The 17,706-nt window shown below is 67.4% G+C and carries 16 protein-coding genes and 4 pseudogenes; 6 read left to right on the top strand and 14 right to left on the bottom strand.

Annotated elements, in window-relative coordinates:
* Positions 1-25: 25 nt before the first annotated feature.
* On the top strand, positions 26-1,462 hold the full coding sequence (locus A6A29_RS20590) for an amino acid permease (RefSeq protein ID WP_073721698.1): 1,437 nt from the start codon (positions 26-28) through the stop codon (positions 1,460-1,462).
* A gap of 367 nt (positions 1,463-1,829) precedes the next feature.
* Positions 1,830-3,182 (top strand): erythromycin esterase family protein, encoded by a 1,353-nt coding sequence (locus A6A29_RS20595; protein WP_073721699.1) that lies wholly within the window; start codon positions 1,830-1,832, stop codon positions 3,180-3,182.
* A gap of 256 nt (positions 3,183-3,438) precedes the next feature.
* Here A6A29_RS20595 and A6A29_RS20600 read toward each other — a convergent pair whose 3' ends face one another.
* Both A6A29_RS20600 and A6A29_RS20605 read right to left on the bottom strand, forming a co-directional pair.
* Positions 3,439-3,735: a hypothetical protein gene (locus A6A29_RS20600; RefSeq protein ID WP_241838571.1), complete on the bottom strand. Its 297-nt coding sequence runs from the start codon at positions 3,733-3,735 to the stop codon at positions 3,439-3,441.
* A 168-nt stretch (positions 3,736-3,903) separates the two neighbouring features.
* Positions 3,904-4,527: a TetR/AcrR family transcriptional regulator gene (locus A6A29_RS20605; protein ID WP_073721701.1), complete on the bottom strand. Its 624-nt coding sequence runs from the start codon at positions 4,525-4,527 to the stop codon at positions 3,904-3,906.
* 212 nt (positions 4,528-4,739) lie between these two features.
* On the opposite strand from A6A29_RS20605, the gene A6A29_RS20610 reads away from it, so the two are divergent.
* Positions 4,740-5,552, top strand: coding sequence for a phytanoyl-CoA dioxygenase family protein (locus A6A29_RS20610; protein ID WP_073721702.1), 813 nt, complete (start codon positions 4,740-4,742; stop codon positions 5,550-5,552).
* Positions 5,553-5,672: 120 nt separating this feature from the next.
* Here A6A29_RS20610 and A6A29_RS20615 read toward each other — a convergent pair whose 3' ends face one another.
* The 3 genes from A6A29_RS20615 to A6A29_RS20625 all read right to left on the bottom strand — a co-directional run bounded on the left by A6A29_RS20615 (position 5,673) and on the right by A6A29_RS20625 (position 9,016).
* Positions 5,673-6,149 carry a tail fiber domain-containing protein gene (locus A6A29_RS20615; protein ID WP_143197017.1) on the bottom strand — a complete coding sequence of 159 codons (477 nt, stop codon included), beginning with the start codon at positions 6,147-6,149 and terminating at the stop codon, positions 5,673-5,675.
* A gap of 5 nt (positions 6,150-6,154) precedes the next feature.
* Positions 6,155-6,469 (bottom strand): hypothetical protein, encoded by a 315-nt coding sequence (locus A6A29_RS20620; RefSeq protein ID WP_073721705.1) that lies wholly within the window; start codon positions 6,467-6,469, stop codon positions 6,155-6,157.
* 186 nt (positions 6,470-6,655) lie between these two features.
* On the bottom strand, positions 6,656-9,016 hold the full coding sequence (locus A6A29_RS20625; RefSeq protein WP_079182896.1) for a glycosyl hydrolase family 18 protein: 2,361 nt from the start codon (positions 9,014-9,016) through the stop codon (positions 6,656-6,658).
* Positions 9,017-9,422: 406 nt separating this feature from the next.
* Here A6A29_RS20625 and A6A29_RS20630 point away from each other — a divergent pair, with 406 nt between their 5' ends.
* Positions 9,423-9,812, top strand: coding sequence for a hypothetical protein (locus tag A6A29_RS20630; RefSeq protein ID WP_143197018.1), 390 nt, complete (start codon positions 9,423-9,425; stop codon positions 9,810-9,812).
* Here A6A29_RS20630 and A6A29_RS20635 read toward each other — a convergent pair.
* Both A6A29_RS20635 and A6A29_RS20640 read right to left on the bottom strand, forming a co-directional pair.
* Positions 9,792-10,424, bottom strand: coding sequence for a hypothetical protein (locus A6A29_RS20635; protein ID WP_143197019.1), 633 nt, complete (start codon positions 10,422-10,424; stop codon positions 9,792-9,794). The two genes, A6A29_RS20630 and A6A29_RS20635, sit on opposite strands and share 21 nt — an antisense overlap.
* Positions 10,390-10,860 (bottom strand): matrixin family metalloprotease, encoded by a 471-nt coding sequence (locus A6A29_RS20640; RefSeq protein WP_073721711.1) that lies wholly within the window; start codon positions 10,858-10,860, stop codon positions 10,390-10,392. Before A6A29_RS20640 ends, A6A29_RS20635 begins: the two co-directional genes overlap by 35 nt.
* Before the next feature lie 145 nt (positions 10,861-11,005).
* On the opposite strand from A6A29_RS20640, the pseudogene A6A29_RS43200 reads away from it, so the two are divergent.
* A pseudogene (locus A6A29_RS43200) lies at positions 11,006-12,006 on the top strand (IS5 family transposase).
* Between the two features lie 19 nt (positions 12,007-12,025).
* On the opposite strand, the gene A6A29_RS20655 reads toward A6A29_RS43200, so the two are convergent.
* The 6 genes and pseudogenes from A6A29_RS20655 to A6A29_RS20670 form a co-directional block, all read right to left on the bottom strand.
* Positions 12,026-12,400 carry a hypothetical protein gene (locus A6A29_RS20655; RefSeq protein ID WP_241838572.1) on the bottom strand — a complete coding sequence of 125 codons (375 nt, stop codon included), beginning with the start codon at positions 12,398-12,400 and terminating at the stop codon, positions 12,026-12,028.
* Positions 12,401-12,680: 280 nt separating this feature from the next.
* Positions 12,681-12,830 (bottom strand): annotated as a pseudogene (locus A6A29_RS46740) (transcriptional regulator); the annotation flags it as partial.
* Between the two features lie 51 nt (positions 12,831-12,881).
* A pseudogene (locus A6A29_RS44155) lies at positions 12,882-13,193 on the bottom strand (S1 RNA-binding domain-containing protein); the annotation flags it as partial.
* A complete protein-coding gene (locus A6A29_RS44160; protein ID WP_198953114.1) occupies positions 13,175-13,675 on the bottom strand; it encodes a hypothetical protein in 501 nt (166 codons plus the stop codon). The gene A6A29_RS44160 and the pseudogene A6A29_RS44155, both read right to left, overlap by 19 nt.
* 267 nt (positions 13,676-13,942) lie before the next feature.
* Complete coding sequence (locus tag A6A29_RS48095; protein WP_385733033.1) at positions 13,943-14,095, bottom strand: hypothetical protein; 153 nt, start codon at positions 14,093-14,095, stop codon at positions 13,943-13,945.
* 652 nt (positions 14,096-14,747) lie between these two features.
* Positions 14,748-15,287 carry a putative immunity protein gene (locus A6A29_RS20670; protein WP_073721719.1) on the bottom strand — a complete coding sequence of 180 codons (540 nt, stop codon included), beginning with the start codon at positions 15,285-15,287 and terminating at the stop codon, positions 14,748-14,750.
* A 97-nt stretch (positions 15,288-15,384) separates the two neighbouring features.
* Between A6A29_RS20670 and A6A29_RS20675 the strand changes: the two are divergent.
* Positions 15,385-15,747, top strand: a pseudogene (locus A6A29_RS20675) (transposase); the annotation flags it as partial.
* 194 nt (positions 15,748-15,941) lie between these two features.
* On the opposite strand, the gene A6A29_RS20680 reads toward A6A29_RS20675, so the two are convergent.
* Positions 15,942-17,168 (bottom strand): RICIN domain-containing protein, encoded by a 1,227-nt coding sequence (locus A6A29_RS20680; RefSeq protein WP_079182897.1) that lies wholly within the window; start codon positions 17,166-17,168, stop codon positions 15,942-15,944.
* Positions 17,169-17,706: the final 538 nt, after the last annotated feature.

Below are 17,706 nucleotides of genomic sequence, written 5' to 3' on the forward strand. Positions count from 1 at the left end.
CACACGTACAAGAAGGACACCTGCCATGGCCGCTCCGGAAAGACCCGCCCAGGCTCCCGTCTCCCCTCCCGCCACGAGCGGTGAACCGGCGAAGGGCCCAGGTCTCGTCCGCTCCCTCACCCACCGTCAGACCACCATGATCGGTCTGGGCTCCGCGCTCGGCACCGGCCTGTTCCTCGGCTCCGGGTCGGCGATATCCGCCGCGGGCCCCGCCGTGATCATCTCGTACGCGATCGGAGCCGTACTGGTCGCGATCATCGCCGTCCTGCTCGGCGAGATGTCCGCCGCGCATCCGGTGCAGGGCTCGTTCGGCGCCATCGCGCACAAGTACCTCGGCCCGTGGGCCGGCTTCGTCACCCGCTGGATGTACTGGTTCAGCGCCGTCGTGGTCATCGGTACGGAGGTCGTCGCCTCCGCGCTCTACATCCGCTGGTGGTGGCCCGGCGTGCCGATGTCGGCGGCCATCCTCGCGATCGCGGTGGTGGTGCTCGCGGTGAACATCATCAACGTGAAGTCCTTCGGCACCACGGAGTTCTGGCTCTCCACCATCAAGGTGACCGCGCTGTGCGCGTTCATCCTGTGCGCGGCACTCCTCGTCTTCTTCGGCCTCCCGGACACCGAGGCCACCGGCCTCGCGCACCTCACCGACGACGGCGGGTTCGTCCCGCACGGTGCGAAGTCCGTCTGGATCGCCATGTCCGTCGTGATGTTCGCGTACGCCGGCTTCGAGGTCGTCGCCATCGCGTCGGCCGAGGCCACCGACCCGCAGCGCAGTATCCGCACCGCGATGCGCCAGCTCGCCTGGCGGCTCAGCGTCTTCTACGTCCTGGCGATCACCCTGGTCGTGGCGCTGATCCCGTGGCGGCGGCTGGCCGCAGGGGACGGCAGCATCGAGGAGAGCCCGTTCGTGCGGGTCTTCTCCGACGTCGGCGTGCCCGCCGCGGCGACCCTCACCAACCTCGTCGTGCTCATCGCCGCCGTCTCCGCCGCCAATGCCCACCTGTACGGCGCCTCCCGTCTCCTGCACTCCCTCGGCGACGACGGCCTGGCCCCGGCCCCGCTGGCCCGCCTCACCTTCCGCGGCGTCCCGGCCACGGCCCTGGCCGCCTCCACCCTCGGTATCGCGGCCGCGGCGCTGCTCGCCTTCTACGACGTCGGCGGCATCTTCAGCATCCTGATGTCGATCGCTCTCTTCGCGGTGCTGCTCGTCTGGCTGCTGATCCTCGCCTCGTACATCGCCTTCCGCCGCCACCGGGACGCGCACCCTGCGGAATTCACGGGCTTCACCATCCCGGGAGGCAGCAAGCTCGCGCTGGTGGCCGGACTCGGGGTGCTGGCCGTCGCCGCCACCGCCGTCGAGGTCCCGGACATGCGTCAGGCGGCGGGCATCGGTCTCGCCTTCACCCTCGTCCTGCTCGCCTGCTACGCCCTGACCGCCTTCCGCCGGGCACGACGGCCCTGAGGAGCCACCGGGCGGAGGCCCGGCCGCGCGCCGCGCTTCGCCGAGGGACGCGCGAGGCGGCCGATCGGCCCGTTCCGCCGACAGCACGCGACCCCGGGCGACGATGCCCGGGGTCACGCCGCTCGGCGCCGTTCCGCGGTTCGCCGACCGGCTGCGGCCGGTGTCACACGAGCGCCGCGCCCATGATCGCCGTCGGCTGCTCGGCGCGCGTCCGGGCCCGTAACGATGTCTGTCCATGCTGTCCGCTGCACCTCCGAGAGGGGGCTATCCCCCCTACGGTTTCGGAAGCAGGCTCCCTTACGTGGTCATGGCATCGAGGGCGACGATTCTCTCAAGTTGCACAGCACAAGTTGAGGGGCAGAACACCATGGACGGGCGCCGGAAATACATCAGCCGACGGGGACTGCTGGCCACCGCGGTGGTGGCGATGGGAGCGGTCCTCGTTCCTGTGGCGGTCCAAGCGGCACCGGCCGACGGGGCTGAGGGGAAGCGGAGCGCGGTCCGCGAGCTGGAGCGGGTGGCCCATCCGCTGCGCTCGACGGAGCCCGGGGGAGACACGGCCGACCTGCGTGCCCTGGCCGCGATGATCGGCAACGCCGAAGTCGTCGGACTCGGCGAGGCCACGCACGGCTCCCATGAGTTCTTCACCATGAAGGAGCGGGTCTTCCGCTACCTCGTGGAGAAGAAGGGCTTCACCACTTTCTCCCTGGAGATGAGCTGGTCAGCAGGGCTCCGGATCGACGACTATCTCCAGACCGGCAAGGGCGACGCCCGCAGCATGGCCAAGGAGGCGCTGGGCAACTCCCCCTGGGAACGAGAGGAGTTCGTGAGCCTTCTTGAGTGGATGCGGGAGCACAACCGCAGCAACCCCGGCCGCACCGTCCATTTCATGGGCAACGACCTCGGCGCTCCCACACTGAGCGACGAGTTCTTCGGCCGGGTGACCGGCTACATGCAGCGCAACCACCCGGCGGCGCTGCCACGGCTCAACGAGCTCTACGCCGGTCTGCGCCCGATCGACGACGTCTTCGCCTACCTGGCCAAGCCGCTGGCGGAACGACAGCAGCTCGCCGCCAAGGCCCAGCAGGCCCTGGACCTGGTCAGCAGCCAAAAGGACCCCGGCGACGAGGCGTTCGTGTGGGCCGAGCAGAACGCCCGGTCGATCGCCCAGACCGCCAAGTTCCTCACGATGGACGTCACCGACCCGGACTCGATGGCCGCCTCGCAGCGCTTCCGCGATGAGGTGATGGCCCAGAACGTCACCTGGTGGCAGCGGCAGACCGGCAGCAAGGTGCTGCTGTCGGCACACAACGACCATGTCGGCTACAAGGCCGGTGACCCCACGATGTACCCCAAGACACAGGGCTCCTTCCTGCGCGACACCATGGGCAAGAACTACCTCCCCATCGGCTTCACCTTCAACCAGGGCTCCTTCCTGTCGAAGGACACCGCCCTCGGCGGCGACTGGAAGAAGTTCACGGTGGGGGCCGCCGGCCCCGGCCGGAACGAGCACACCCTCGACCAGGTCCGCCACCGGGACTTCTACCTCGACGTCCGCCATGCCCCGGCCCGCGCACGCGCCTGGCTGAACACGGCCCGGCCCACGCTCAACCTCGGCACCCAGTTCCCCGCGGAACCGAGCGATATCGCCCTCGCCAAGTCCTTCGACGTCCTCATCCACCTGCACCAAGTCCGGGAGGCCGACAAGCTGAAGCCGTGACGGCGATCTCCAGGTTCAGGGACAGTGGCGGTGAGGTCCCAACCAGGACTACGAGGCCGACCGGTGCGGGCTGGGTGGCTGCCACAGGGGACGGCGCTGATGGTCCGGCTGCGCACAGACCTCTTCCGTGGGAAGCCGTTGGTGTCGGTGTTCCCGTGCGCCGGTGCCCCCAGTTGGCACCAGGACCGCACACCGTATGCCTCGTCGCGGGTTGGCGGCGACGCGCGCCCGTCGGCTGATCGTCCTGCTGGTGTCGCTACTCGGTGTGCGCGGTGTGGGTGGTGATGTGGATGTATTGGACGTCGAGTTGGTTGGCGATGTTGTCGAGGACGTCGGCGAGGGAGCGGACGGTCACGGGTTCGAGGCTGATTCCCGGTCCGCTCTCTGTGGTCATCACGGGGACGCCGTCGTGGGCACCGGCCTGCCAGGAGCGGGCGATGGACCGCAGGAGCGCGGTGACGTGTTCCGCGGGAACGGTCAGGCGCCCGTCAGGCTCGACATTGACCTCGGGTGCCGCGAGCGGCGCTTCGTGTCCCTCGTCCGGGGAGCTCATGCCGTCCATTCGATGCCGATCTTGGTGAGTGCGTTGCACTGCTCGGGGGTGAGCCGGTCGCGGCGCGGTCCCGCGCGGACGGCCTGCCTCAGGTCGAGATACTGCCGTTGTCTCAAGCCGGCCGGGGCGTCAGGCCGACATCAGGCGAAGGGCCGAAAGGCAGGCTGTCTACCCGTGATCATCTGGACTGCCGGCCCGGCTGGGGCGGTCGAGAAGTCGTACGCCGAAGTCGATGGCGCGGTCCGCCCGTGAGCGATCCCCTGAGACGAGGAGATCGAGTTGTAGGCCCCGGAGCTGCGCGAGGACAAGGGTGGACAGAGCGGAGGCGTCCTCGGGCGGCCAGCCGTCCGCAGCAAGCCTGTTGGCGATGATCTCGATCCAGTCGTGGACGATCGCCCGGGAGGGTTCCTCGTCTTCCCCGGACTTCTCCCCGTGGCGGCCGACGAATTCGAAGAGCAGGAGGAACTGGCGCTGCCCCTGCGGTTCGCACAGCTGATGCCATATCGCCCTGACGAGTTCGGCCGTCGAGTGTGCCTGGCGGAGTTCCACGTCCGAAACCAGCCATGCGGCCAGATCCGTGCGGACCTTCTCTGCGACGGCCAGGAGTAGCGCGTCCTTCGAGGAGAAGTGCCGTAGCAACGTCGCGTGGGTGACACCGAGCGCCTGCGCCACGGGGCGCAGGGACAGGCCGCTGACGCCGTGTTCGAGGACGTACTCGGTCGCCGCAGCCAGCAACTCCGGCCGCCGGTGCTGGAACCGGAGGGTGCGCCCGTCGACGCGGGGCGAACTCATCGCTGCCTTCCTCCGCTCTGTGCCCATGGAAAAGTAGCAGTACCACTCGGATAACCTAACCAAATGGTACTGCTACTTTCTGGGTATCACGGCCGCGAATCCCATGCTTCGTCTCCGCCAACCGGAGGGACAAGAAGGAGCTCGGTGAACCCGACAAAAGCGGTGCGGAGAAGGTCGGGTGACCGGGACCGGTGTCGCCGCACGATGGGGGCATGGACGACACGACCTTGGTATCCCGATTCCTCCGCGACGGCTTCGTGAAGTTGGAGGGCGCCGTCGCACCGCGCGTGGCCGCGGACTGCGCGCGGCTGCTGTGGCGAGAGACAGGCTGTGACCCGGACGATCCGGCGACGTGGGCGCAGCCCGTGCACTGGGTGGCCGGTATGGCGCAGGGACCGTTCGCCGCCGCACCCAACTCCCCGTCCCTGCAGCGCGCGTACGATCTGCTCGTCGGCGCGGGATGCTGGGAGCCGCGCTACTCGCTGGGCACGTTTCCGCTGCGCTTCCCGCACGAGGAGGAGCCGGACGATGCGGGCTGGCACATCGAGGGGAGCTATCTGCCGGAGGGCGAGAGCTGGTACTTCACGAATCTGCGCTCCCGGGGCCGGGCGCTGCTGATGCTGTTCCTGTTCAGCGAGGTCGGTGAGGAGGACGCCCCGACCCGGATCCGGGTCGGCTCACACCTCGACGTACCGAAGGTGCTGGAGAAGTACGGGGAGGACGGGGCGAGCGGGCTGACCCTTGCGCCCGATCTGGTGGCGGCGTCCGAGCACCGGCCCCTCGCGCTCGCCACCGGGTCCCCGGGCGACGTCTTCCTGTGCCATCCGTTCCTGGTGCACGCCGCGCAACCGCACCATGGCGTGCGACCGCGCTTCATGGCCCAGCCGCCGCTGATGCCGGCCGCACCGTACGAACTGGAGCGGGCCGACGGCGCGTACTCACCCGTGGAGATCGCGATCCGCCGGGGCCTGGGACAGGACACTCCCGGCCCGGACGGAGACAGCGCCGACTGCGGTGCCGGGTAGACACGCCTCATCAATCAGGCGCATGCAGCCTGAACTGCCTCACGACTGCCGGGGATGTGGGAGGTGGCGTTGCCGGTTCAGCGGTCACGGACATTTCCCGTTCTCGCCGATCGCGGTCGGCTACTCAACCGGCGACCCGGTACTACTGCCGACGCCGGGGGCCCGGGGACGCGGCGTCGGGTCAGGTTCCGCCGGTGTGGGGGCGGTGTGCTGGGGGGCCTGGGCCCGTAAGGCTGCGACTTCGCTCCGGAGTTCGGTGAGTTCCCGGTGCAGGGCCTGGATCGCGACGAGGGCCACTCCGTTGGCGTCGGTGCAGCAGATCGTCCTGTCGTTCTCACCCACTTTGAAGGCTTTCCACCAGTCCTGCGCCATGGGGCCCAGGTGCCGAACGTGGGGCGGGTCCCAGTGATACCTCCATGTGCTGACCGGCAGCTGCACCACTTGTTCGAGTACCTGGTAGCCGTTGACCGGCTCGCTGCCGCACACCGCCCCCGACACCGCGCCGGAGGCCAACCCGGCCGCGGAAACGCCCTGCCGACGGCGCTCCTTGACCGCGACCGGCGTCCAGATCCTGGCCAGGAGCCCCCTCAACCGCAAGCCGCTCACCGCTCCCAGACCACCGGGGTGACCGCGGTCTTCCACTCACGGTCGGAGAAGAGGAGACTGCCACCGCCACCGCCGTTCTCGGGTCGGTTCACCGGGAGTTGGACGAGACTGCCGACCACCCCGCTGCCGTGAGCTGTCTCGCCGGCCGCCGTGACTTCCTTGTGCGTGTTGATCATCGTGTTGCCGTATGCGCCATTGCCGGCTGCGAGAATGTTCTCGCTCGCCACGGCCGGGGCAGTCATGGCGCCGGTGCATGCGGCGGCCGTGGCCGACAGCACCACCAGACGGTGGCCAACGCGCTTCGTGAGCATCAAGCATCCTTTCGCCGGGGACGCCGATCACGCCCGTTCCTCCTAACGGCCCAACGCCCGGCAGGACACGTGGTGAACAGCTGGGGCGGTGGGCCGTAAGCGGGGGACGACCCGGGCGGGGTCCGCCGACCGCGCCCGGGCCCGGTGCACGGCCCGGCGGAACCCGGGCCGTGTCGCGTCACTCCACTACTTCAGCCCGTTGTCCAACGCGGTCATCAGCTGTCCGTTCGGGGTGTCGCCGGACATCTCCCAGACGAAGCCGCCCAGCAGCCCCTTGGACTTGACCCAGGCGGTCTTCTTGGCGATCGACCAGGCGTCGTCGAAGGACCACCACTGGCCGTTGGGTCCGGTGTAGCCGTACGTCGACACCGACTGCTCGTCGTGGCGGACGGTCATGTTCGGGAAGCTGGTGATCAGGTTGTTGTAGCCCCTGACGCCGGCCTCGGTGTCGAACTGGCCGGGTGCGGCACCGCTCGCGCTCTGCCACTCACCGTTGACGCCACCGTCCGCGACGCCCTGCCAGCCGCGCCCGTAGAAGGGGAAGCCCACGGTCAGCTTGCGGGGGTTGACCCCGGCGCCGAGGTAGGCGTTGATGGCGTTCTCGACGCTGAAGTGGAACGCGTACGGGTCCTGGCCGTCCGTGTAGAGGTTGGACGCGTGACCGGCGCGGTTCGGCTCCCAGGAGTTGTCGCTGCCCGCGCCATGGAAGTCGTAGCCCTGCACGTTGGCGTAGTCGAGGGACTCGAAGATGCGGCTGAGGTCCCAGCCGGCCCCGATCTTCGCCGGGTCGGCCGGGGTGAACGCGGTGAGCAGCTTGTGCTCGCCGCCGAGCGCGTCGAGCTGCTTACGGAACTCCGCGAGCAGAGCAGTCAGGTTGCCCTTGTCCTGCGGGCCGTAGTGGTTGCCCGGGTGGCCCTCGGAGCCCGGCCACTCCCAGTCGATGTCGATGCCGTCGAAGATGCCGGTCCCGGTGCCCGGCCCGCCCGCGCCGTTGTAGACGGGCAGGTCACCCTTGATCCACACGTCGATGCAGGACTTGACGAACTTCTCCCGGGACTGCTGCGTGGCGGCGGCGTCCGAGAAGAACTTCGAGTACGTCCACCCGCCGAGGGACACGACGACCTTCAGCTTGGGGTATTTCGCCTTCAGCTTCTTCAACTGGTTGAAGTTGCCGCGCAGTTTGCCCCAGCCGTCGTCCGCGACGCCGTCCACGGACTGGGCGGCGGACATGGGACGGGCGTAGTCGGCGTCCGCGTCACCGGCGCCGGTGCCCTCGTCCGGGTCCTGCGGGTTGCCGGAGACGCCCTTGGTCACCCCCGCCTGGCAGGTGAGGTTCTTCGGGTCGATGTTCTCGAACGAGTAGTTGATGACGTCCAGCTTGGCCGCGGCACCGGAGGTGTCGAGGTTCTTCACGAAGTACTGGCGTCCGTAGATGCCCCACTGAGCGTAGTAGCCGACCTTGAGCTGTTTGCCCGCGCCGGCCACGTCGTCGGTGGTGACGGTCAGGGCGTTGGAGCCGGGCGACGGATTGTCGGCGGTGTCCCGGGCCTTGACGGTGAAGGTGTACGGAGTGGCCGGGGAGAGCCCCTCCACGGTGGCGGTCAGGGTGTCCGCGCCGACGGACGTGACCAGCGTGCCGCCGCGGTAGACGTCGTAGGCGGCCACGGCGACGTTGTCGGTGGACCTGCCCCACGCCAGGCCGACGGTGGATGCGGTCCTGCCGGTGGAGCGGAGGGAGCCCGGAGCTGTCGGCGGCGTCGGGTCGGTCGCCGGGTCCACCGTCCTGACCGACAGCGGGTCACTGGCCGGCCCGACGTTGCCGCGGATGTCCTTCGCCCGGACGGTGAAGGTGTGGTCCGTTGCCGGCGTCAGGCCGGTGACGGTCGCGGAGGTGCCGGTCGCTGTGGCGACGGTCTCCGAGCCGCTGAGCACCTCGTAGCCGGCCACGGGGTGGTCGCCGTCGCGGGCGGCGACCCAGCTCAGCGCGACCGTGCGCGCGGTGACCGCGGTGGCCTTCGGCGCTCCGGGGGCGGTCGGCGGGACGTCGGGGCTGCCGTCGCACTTGTCGCCGTTGATCGTGCAGCCGGTCGGGGTGCCGGGGGTGCCGTTCGCCGTGAACCAGTAGCTATACGGTTCGGTGGTGCTGCCTGCCGGGACGTTGGCGTTGTAGAAGGCGTTCTTGACGGTCACGTGGCGGCCGGAGACGGTCACCTCGCCGTTGTAGTTGCCGGACAGGGCCACCCCGGCCGGCAGGTTGAACTCCAGGGTCCAGCCGTTCACCGCGGCCGTTCCGGTGTTGCGGACGATGTACGTCCCTTTCCACCAGGAGCCGTTGTCCTGCGTGGTGAAGGACGCGGTCAGGGTACCGGCCGCGTGGGCGGGTGCCGCGAGGGCGGTGAGCCCGGCGAGCGGCAGCAGCAGGGCGGTGCCGAGGAGCGCGACCCGTTGCCGCAGCCGTCGCGCGCCGCCGGATCCGGGCGGATGTGCCGCTGCCCTCGTACCGGGAAATGCTCTCTTTCCGGAAAGTGGTCTGCGCCTGTGGAACATGGTTCTCCCTGCGGTGGTGGGGTGGTACAGGGGTGAGACGAACCGTGCGCGTGCGCCTGCGGGTGACCGGACGATGGCAGGCTGATGTGCGAGGCGGAGCCGGTCTGGAGGCCGGGTACCGCCTTTGCTCAGGACGCCCCACAACGTAGAAGGTCTGGACCAATGCGTCAATAGGTCCATACCATGGACGGGTCGTCCTGTACGTCCCGGGTTCGTCGTGGTGACGTGGTGGCCCCAGTCCGCCGACGGGGGAGTGGGGGCCGGCTGCCCGGCCTCGGTGGCCTGCCTCCCCGCGGTGCCCCTGGGGCACGAGTGCCGCGCCATGGAACAGGAACGCGCCGCGCTCCGACGCCTGCACCCCGGGACCTCAGTGGAACGGCGCGTCGGAGTGGGGCACGATCCGCTCATGGAGTACGTCATCGACCTTGATCAGGCAGCCGCAGTAGTCGCTGAGCGGATGGCGCGATGGCTGGCGGCCGGTCTCAAGGTCGGGCAGATGACCTGGCGGGACGAAACCGCGCCGTGGCCCCAGCGGTGTGAGACGGACAGAACTCTCGTGCGTGATCCCGACTCGGTCGGCGTGCTCATCTCCGGCCCGGCGGACGCTGAGCTGTCGGTGGTGTTGTTCCGGGGCGGCTGGGCAGCCGGCCCGGGCTGTCTCACGGGGCTGCCCGGCGCCCTCCTCATGGGCCGGCGCGAGCAGGACGGCGCCCTGCGACAGGGACGTCGCCGGTCCACTCGCACGGGCGATGCGGGCATGGATCTCACAGCGAGGTCAGGTGTCGGAATCGGATGAGGTGTGAGGGGCCGGGCCGGCATGGGCCACGGCGTATGCCCAGCGCTGTTCGACCGTGTCGCCCACCTGCGGGCCTCGAAGGCGTGGGCCAGGGTCAGGCTTTTCCAGTCCTCTGGAGGCGTGGATGCCCGCCGTGCCGCCGTAGACCTCAAGCCGGTCGTCCGTGTCGTTCCATACGCCCGCGAAGACGTACTGGCCGCCTACCCTCATTGCCGGAACTCCTGGGTCCGGGAGCTCCTTGCCGGACTCCAGGAAGGAATTGGTGTTGACTTCGATTCTTCCGCCGACGTCGCCTTTGAACGACCGTTCGACCTCGACGAGCCATTGCTGTTCCATGTCGCCGTTGTCATCGGTGAGCTGCTGGCCGCTCTTGCTGATGACCGTGCCGTGGAAGAGGAGTTGAGCGGCGTGTGCCACGTACTCGTCCCTGGACAGGTCGGGGACGCGAAGCGACTCTGACCGACCGGCCCTGGCCGGGCTTTCGGCGCCTGCCAGGCTGAGGTACGCGCCGTACCCCGTTGCGGTCATGACGGCGGCGGCCGAAGCCATTACGGCGATTCCCCGACTGATTCGCATCTTATCCCCAGAGTCTGTGGTAGGCGTTGCGGTCATGCTCAGTTGGCTGATTGCTCGCCACCTCACTCATGTCCGGAGTCATGAGTGACTTCTTTTCCTGGCCTTTGTGGCAGAAGCCGAGCGCGTGACCGAACTCGTGTGCGGCTGCTGCCTTTCGCCAGTAGTCGGAGGCCCAGTCTCCACGGCCGTCCAGGTAATGCTTGTTGAGATAAATGTAGTCCGTCGCACCCATATTGCCGTGGCGTTCCCATGTTGCGAGTGCACCATCGGCCTTCTTCTTGTCCTTCCAGTGCAGGTCGTTGCTGGTCAGGGCGTCATCTGGTGTGACTTTCACCTTGTTCAGACGGTAGTTCGAGGTGTACCAGCGGGACTGTGCCCACGTGCGCGCCTTGTCGTACTTCGTTGCCTCGGTCCAACTGATTTCCCGGTCATCGACGGACGAGTACGACTTCGAGTCCCTCTTTCCGTTCACGCATTCTGTTGGAGCTGCTGCAGCGTAGGCGTGAGGTGACGTTGAGGCGATGCTGGTGCACGACGCCGCTAGGGCGCGTATTGAGTTGTGATCAATCTGCGGGATTCGCTGTCGTGGCGACGCTTGGACCGGTAGACCTTCTTGTATGACGCAAGTGCAACTGGCGGACGTGGAGTGGGAGTTCATCGGGCCGTACCTGCCGGTCGGCGGGTACGGCCCGTATCCCGAGCGGCTGCGGCAGCAGTTCGAGGGCGTGATCTGGAAGTTCAGGACAGGCGGGCAGTGGCGGGAGATGCCGGCTGAGTTCGGTCCCTGGCCGACCGTCCACAACCGCTTCCGGCAGTGGCGTGACGGCGGGGTCTTCGAGGCCCTGCTGGAGGGTCTGATCGCCGAAGCCGCGAGGCGGGGCGAGGCAGACGTGTCCCTGGTCAGCGTGGACTCCACCACCGCCCGGGCCCACCACGGTGCCGCCGGGATGCACCTGGACGAGAGCGTCCTGACCGCCCTGGAAAGAGCCGCCGCCGAGGAGGAGAAGGCCCGGCAAAAGGGGGCGGGGCGGAAGGACAAGCCGGGCGATCCGCCGACCGTGGTCCCGCCCACGAAGAGCGGCGACGTAACCGACGCCGACACAAACTCCGGCTGAAGGCCGCCCTGCTCGGGCGCTCGCGGGGCGGGCAGACCAGCAAGGTCCACCTCGCAGCCGACCGCAAGTGCCGCCCGCTCGCGATCGTCCTGACCGCGGGACAGGCCGCCGACAGCCCCCAGTTCATCCCCGTGCTCAAGAAGATCCGGGTCCGTGGCCCGGCCGGCCGCCCCCGGACCCGGCCGGACGCGGTCGCCGGGGACAAGGCGTACTCCTCCCGCGGCAACCGTTCCTACCTGCGCAAACGCCAGATCAAGGCCGTCATCCCGGAGAAGAAGGACCAGGCTGCCAACCGGAAGAGGAAAGGCAGCCGGGGCGGCCGGCCCGTCAGCCACGACACCGACCTCTACAAAGAGAGGAACACCGTCGAACGCCTGATCAACAGACTGAAAGCCTGGCGGGGCATCGCCACCCGCTACGACAAGACACCCGAAAGCTACCTCGCCGGCCTCCATCTCCGTGCCTCCATGATCTGGATCAAGGACCTCACACGAACCAATTGATCACGACTCAATACGCGCCCTAGCGGGTCAGCGTCTCGAAGCCGGCATCGCCGCAGTACTGCACAACACGCCCCTCCGCCTCGGAGTCACTGTTGTTCATCGCTGCCACCGTCGCCTCCGCCAAGGTGCGACCGCCGCCGACTGCCTCGTTCCGGAGCGGTCGCATCGCGAGGAAGGCGTCCTGAGCGACGGCCCCGACCTCGTCGTACCCTGACGACTCCGGCGTGTCCGTGCCCGCCGCATTCCGCGCCTTCTGCCACGCCCCCAGTTGCGTGCAGTAGTTCTCCCGCTGCACGGTCAGCTGCTGCCCGTCCTTCCCCTCGGACGAGGAACACCCCATCGCGACCGCCATCAGGGTGAGCACCGGGACTACAGCCTTAAGCACGCGCACCATGTTGCCCCCGGGTGAAATTTGCGTCCGCTGGTCCCTGTCACCTGCAACTCCCGTAGCAGGATACCCGCGTCGGATACCTTGGCCGCCGCAGCGGTCGCTGACTGAGCTGCGCAGTGTTCGTACACGGGACAACGGTGCTCTGTGCCGACGAACGTGGACCGTTCGCTGTCGATGGCGGACCGTGAATCCGTCCGGCGGTACGGCTTCGACGGCGCCGAACAGCCCACGTACCGGGTCTGAAGGGTCTCAGCGCTGACCGGTTACGGGGGCTTCCGGTCCGTCATACGTGAGGCGGGCTTCGCCGGGCGGAGTTCGTGAGCCGTTCGGCGAGAGCTTCGACGAGGTCGCGGAGCTCATCCGGGCGTTCGATGACGAAGGGCCGGTCCAGCGAGGCGAGTACAGCAGGAAGCCAGTCGAGCCGGCCCGGCCGCCCATTCCTCGGCAGCGATGACTGTGCTGGTCAGCACTCGCCGGGTGCGAAGGCCTGCAGATGGGAGAGGGTGATCCGACGCCGTGGAAGGTCGATGCCCAGAATCTTCACGGTGAGGCGATCTCCGACCTCAACGAAATCCTCGGGCCGGTCCACGTGCCCTTCGGCCAGCTCCGTGAGGTGCACCAAGCCTTCGAGGCCGTCCTCTCTGTCTTCGATACGGACGAAGGCGCCGAGCGGTACGAGTTTGGTCACGACGCCGTTCGTGATCTGGCCGACCTGCTGTAGGAACTGCGCCATCGGGTCCTCCTGCAATGCCTTCAGAGACAGCGACACGCGCTCGCTCACCAGGCCGACGCCGAGGCCTCCAGCCGCTCCGGGAAGAGACCGAGAGCCCGGGTGCTGGCAACGGCCCGCCGGCAGGGCTTGTCGCTGCTGACATAGACGTACTGGTCCCCACCGACCTGCACGGCGAACCTGTCCTCCACCTCCAGACGACACCAGGCACCGTTGTCGGGGAGCATGCCTCTGACCAGCTCCAGGCCGTGGGAGAGAGGCACCTCCGCACCGTCGTGGAACCCGCTGAGGTCGGGTGGGAAGAGCCCGGCAAGCCCGTGGCCGTCGACAGCCGGCTCCAGGCCGAAGTGGGCGAAGCCGGAGATCCCCGGCTCACGAATGGCCAGGCGGTCGATGCGGGTGTCCTCGGCGAAGGCGGCAATCGCTTGCAGATAGGCGGCCTCGACCGTTCCGTGGTCGCTGATCGAGTCCTCAGCACCGATGTAGCTGCCGTGCCCGTCGCGGTGGGCAGGGTCGTACTTGGTGATCTGATAGACGAAAGGCGGCACGCTGCTCCCGTGGTTGTTGACGATGCTCGCTCAGCGGTCGATCTGGTGATCGGGAGCGTGGGGCGGGATGGGCCGGCGCATCGCCGCCTTCGAGGATGGCCATCGAGATCACCTTCTGCAAGCGGGATACCGTGCCGCATCAGGCCGCATCAGGCCGCATCGATCAGCGGCGATCGATGCGAGTCCCGCCATCGCTTCGGTCGGCTGCCTTGGAGAGACGCTGGTTCTCCAGCGTGATGAACTGACCTGATCGGTCGCTGACCGGCATCAGCACGTCTTTCGCGCCCGGTTGCGGATTTCGGTCAGGACGGTCTGCCAGTACGTGGCGCCCTCGCCGCCGTCATCGCCCCACGGTCCGAAGATTTTGCGGTAGCTGTTCACGGGGATGGCGGTGGTTACGTAGATGGGCCGGTTCGCCACATGCCCGCACAAATTCGACTCAGTGGCACCACGACACGACCGACCTCAACGCGCCACGGGCAGCTCTGTTGCACCTGCACAGGTGGCGCGGGGCCTGCGTAATGAGGTCGACCGACTCTTCGGCCCGGCGCGCTCGGTGGGTGCCGGAACTGCTCTTCGCCGCGATCTGATGACAATGCGCAGGGCCGCGCAATGCTCGGGAGCGCCGGCGGGCATCCTCGTCACTCTCCACCCCGCCTTGGCACCGCTGCTCGTCCTCGCGGTCGTCCCGCAGGGCATCAGCCGCTGACAGACCTTCGCCCGCGACAACATCACCGTCGGCCAAGTGGGAGACGACGACCGTGTCCACGCCGTCGCCGCGGCGTCCGGAGTCGATACCGTCATTGAACAGCTCCCGGAAGGCTTCGACACCTACCTGTCGCTGTCCCAATGGGGCGGCCGCGATCTCTCCCGGGCAGTGTCAAAAGCTGACCGGCGCTTGAGCCTTCTACCGCCAAGATGCCGCAGAGCTCCACAAGATTCAGAGGGAAGGGCCGCAGGAGTGAATAGATGTGCAGGATCCGCGGATTCGCGAGTACCGTCGGCCGATCCGAGCCCTGTCCGAGCAATTGCGGGTGATCAAGAGTTCGGTGACGTCCCAAGAGGGGTTTTCTCAGCGCGATGTGCGCAGGAGAGCGTCCAAGGTGCTCATGAGGTGGGCAACGCGACTCCTGCCCGTTGGAGCGAGCGGATACCGGACAAGAACATCGACCAGGACCGGCGTAGCGCGTCGCCGGGCCTGCTCGATCAGCTCGTCTCCGACAGCGGGATCGCCGCCTGCACTCAACTTGGCCACGCGCGCTGCACATGCAGCCCCGCGCAGGATGTGACCTACCTGGGTAGCCTTCGCGATGGGATGCAGGTATGCGGCAGCTGCGGCGTCGCCAGCAGCACGCGCAGCAAGGCGTGCAGTCTCGGTGGGTGCTTCCTTCGCAGCCCGGTGTGCGTCCAACGCGGTGACGCGCTGCAACTTGGTCCTCCGCGCGCCGTTCGCGAACTCCCAGGCAGCATCAACGGCTGCGCGAGGCCGAGGATCATCGGGAACAGCCTCCTCAAACGCCGGAAGGACATCCTCAGCGCTTTCCACCACGTAGCGCACGACGATGCGCAGCTCTTCCATCGTCAGCTCGAAATCACCGGCCTCAGTCGTCATGACCCGATTCTCCCATCGACGTGGAGGGCAGGGGCGCAGCTCCGGAGAGGTGCCCCTACACTCCGGCCGCCCAGCGAAACTCACAGGTCAGACAACGAAGGTGCGCGTGCGCGGGCCCGTCGGCCGCCCCCGCACCCGGCCGGACGCGGTCGCCGGAGACAATGCCTACTCCTCGCGCGGTAATCGCGCCCACCTGCGAATACGCCGCATCAAAGCAGTCATCCCGGAGAAGAAGGACCAGAGCGCGAACCGAAAGAAGAGGGGCTCCCAAGGCGGCCGGCCCGTCAGTCACGACGCCGACCTCTACAAGGAACGCAACACCGTCGAGCGCCTGATCAACAAACTCAAGGCATGGCGCGGCCCCGCCACCCGATACGACAAAACCCCGGACAGCTACCTCGCCGGACTCCACCTGCGCGCGTCGATGATCTGGATCAAAGACCTCACCCGGCCCACCCAACGATCACGACCCGCTACATGCCCTGGCCGCAGTATCGGGTTCATAGAACCGTCACCACATGCCCTCTGACAGCGCCAAGGCGCGACTCCCGCGACGAAGCTTCAGCATGGAGAGCTGGAGCTCGACAGAGCCGCGCCCGCTTGGCAGGTCACACCGGCCGTGCCAGGAGACCTGACTTACAGCACCAGAACGGACTACACCGACGGGCGCGTCGCCGGGTACGGATAGCCGTTGGGAACCGTCTTGTAGCAGGCTTCGGCCCACGTGGCCGCGGACGGGTTGGTCGTGCACTGGTAGAGCACGCTGGCGTTGCTCGGAGAGTCGGTGCCGTCAGCCGCCGGAACGGTAGCCGTTCCCGTCCCCTGCCAGCTGTCCCCCTTGTCGTTAATGATGCTCCAGGTACCGGTCATCGCCTTGAGCAGCTGAGCTCGGGCCACCCAGCCCACCTGACCGGGCGGGATGTCGAATTGAACTTGACCAGACTGCGTCGTAGTGGTGTTCCACTGGCTTCCCCAGTACCCCTGAATGGCCACAGAGATCGATGCCGCCACGGGCGACGTACTCAGGGGCCCGGTTCCGACCGTTCCGGTGACCGTGACCGATCCGCCGTTGCTGAAGGTGTACCCCGTGCTGTGCGACCAGCCGTACTGGTATACCGAGCCGCTGGCGCCCGCGAAAGCCGGGGGGCCCACCACCTGGGCGGGGCCGGACTTCGCCGGAGCCGGAGTCCCCACCTGGAATGTAGCCGTCGGGATGACCGAGGACTTGTTGTTGAACTGGTTCAACGCATACATCGTGGCCCAGGATTTCAGCTGCTGGACGAGTTCCGGCGCATGCTCCTGGCCGGAACCGTATTTGCCGATCGCGAAGCGGTCGTTCCAGGCACTCGAACCCTGGCAGTTCCAGAGACCCACGGTGGTACCCGCCGACGTACCGCCGCCCCAAGCATTCAGACACTTGTTGTCGCTGGCACGCCGAAAGCGGAATTGTTCGTATCCGGTATTCGTTGTCTGCAGCGGCTGAGCGTACCAATCCTGGGAACTCTGACCACTACAGATCTGTACAATAGCGCTATCGGAATTATTGGTGGTGTCGAGGCACAGTCCACTCGATGCGACCCGAATCGTGAAGGCTCCGTTCCCGCTGGGACTGGGAACGAACATCCAGTGGTTTGGGGAACCATAGTTATTGGTCAGTTTCACGGCACTGCCGGCTCCACCGGTCGCAGCGACATCGGTCATAGTGGAACCGGTATAGCCGGACATGATGTTTCCGCAGAGCACACCATCAACGCCGCAGGACGGCGCCGCATACGCCGAACCGGTGGCCAGCGGCGAGACCACCACACCAAGGGCCATGACGCCGATTCCCATGGCGGCCGACCCCAGGCGTCGGGCCTTCGAGGAGGTTCTCTTGAACATTGCGACTCACGACCTTCTTCGTCGGTTGGCTTCACGTGGAATGCGCAGGATGCGCGGCAACAGCGAGAGATCATGCTTCGATTGGTGCTATTCGGTCAGAAAGATCTAATGGTGCGGGCATGTCAAATGTGACGTGGCAATCGCGCCCTTCCCCTCCTCGGCCTCTTACGCGCCCCGCGTTGCCACGCGGGTGTCGTCAAGGTGTTGCCCCACCCCCTTTCGCACCCTGATCCTCTAGGGGCCGCCAGGCAGCGAGAGCACTAAGGGCGATTTGAGAGTAAGTTCGAGATAAGACCGTGTATAGGCGTAGAACAAGCCGTTCGAGTAGCCGTATTCAAGCCGAACAGGCGCCAGCGCCGGCTCTCCCTGCCGCTCTTGACGCTCACTCAGTACTCGCCACCACTACCGACCTGCCAATTCCCCTATCTCGGCGATGGCGACCGCGATCCGCGGCGGCCAAGATCGCAACCACATACGGGCCCTAGTACTGCAACGGTCTTTGGCCTGATGGGTGGGCAGTTTCGGGTGGTGTGTGGCC

Origin of the sequence: Streptomyces sp. TSRI0281, assembly GCF_001905125.1 — a bacterium.
GTDB lineage: Bacteria > Actinomycetota > Actinomycetes > Streptomycetales > Streptomycetaceae > Streptomyces.

What these genes read in the sequence shown, in the direction of transcription:
- A6A29_RS20590 (WP_073721698.1), top strand. Translation starts at nt 26, where the DNA reads ATGGCCGCTCCGGAAAGACCCGCCCAGGCTCCCGTCTCCCCTCCCGCC.
- A6A29_RS20595 (WP_073721699.1), top strand. Translation starts at nt 1,830, where the DNA reads ATGGACGGGCGCCGGAAATACATCAGCCGACGGGGACTGCTGGCCACC.
- A6A29_RS20600 (WP_241838571.1), bottom strand. Translation starts at nt 3,735, where the DNA reads ATGAGCTCCCCGGACGAGGGACACGAAGCGCCGCTCGCGGCACCCGAG.
- A6A29_RS20605 (WP_073721701.1), bottom strand. Translation starts at nt 4,527, where the DNA reads ATGAGTTCGCCCCGCGTCGACGGGCGCACCCTCCGGTTCCAGCACCGG.
- A6A29_RS20610 (WP_073721702.1), top strand. Translation starts at nt 4,740, where the DNA reads ATGGACGACACGACCTTGGTATCCCGATTCCTCCGCGACGGCTTCGTG.
- A6A29_RS20620 (WP_073721705.1), bottom strand. Translation starts at nt 6,469, where the DNA reads ATGCTCACGAAGCGCGTTGGCCACCGTCTGGTGGTGCTGTCGGCCACG.
- A6A29_RS20625 (WP_079182896.1), bottom strand. Translation starts at nt 9,016, where the DNA reads ATGTTCCACAGGCGCAGACCACTTTCCGGAAAGAGAGCATTTCCCGGT.
- A6A29_RS20630 (WP_143197018.1), top strand. Translation starts at nt 9,423, where the DNA reads ATGGAGTACGTCATCGACCTTGATCAGGCAGCCGCAGTAGTCGCTGAG.
- A6A29_RS20635 (WP_143197019.1), bottom strand. Translation starts at nt 10,424, where the DNA reads ATGACCGCAACGCCTACCACAGACTCTGGGGATAAGATGCGAATCAGT.
- A6A29_RS20655 (WP_241838572.1), bottom strand. Translation starts at nt 12,400, where the DNA reads ATGGTGCGCGTGCTTAAGGCTGTAGTCCCGGTGCTCACCCTGATGGCG.
- A6A29_RS20670 (WP_073721719.1), bottom strand. Translation starts at nt 15,287, where the DNA reads ATGACGACTGAGGCCGGTGATTTCGAGCTGACGATGGAAGAGCTGCGC.
- A6A29_RS20680 (WP_079182897.1), bottom strand. Translation starts at nt 17,168, where the DNA reads ATGTTCAAGAGAACCTCCTCGAAGGCCCGACGCCTGGGGTCGGCCGCC.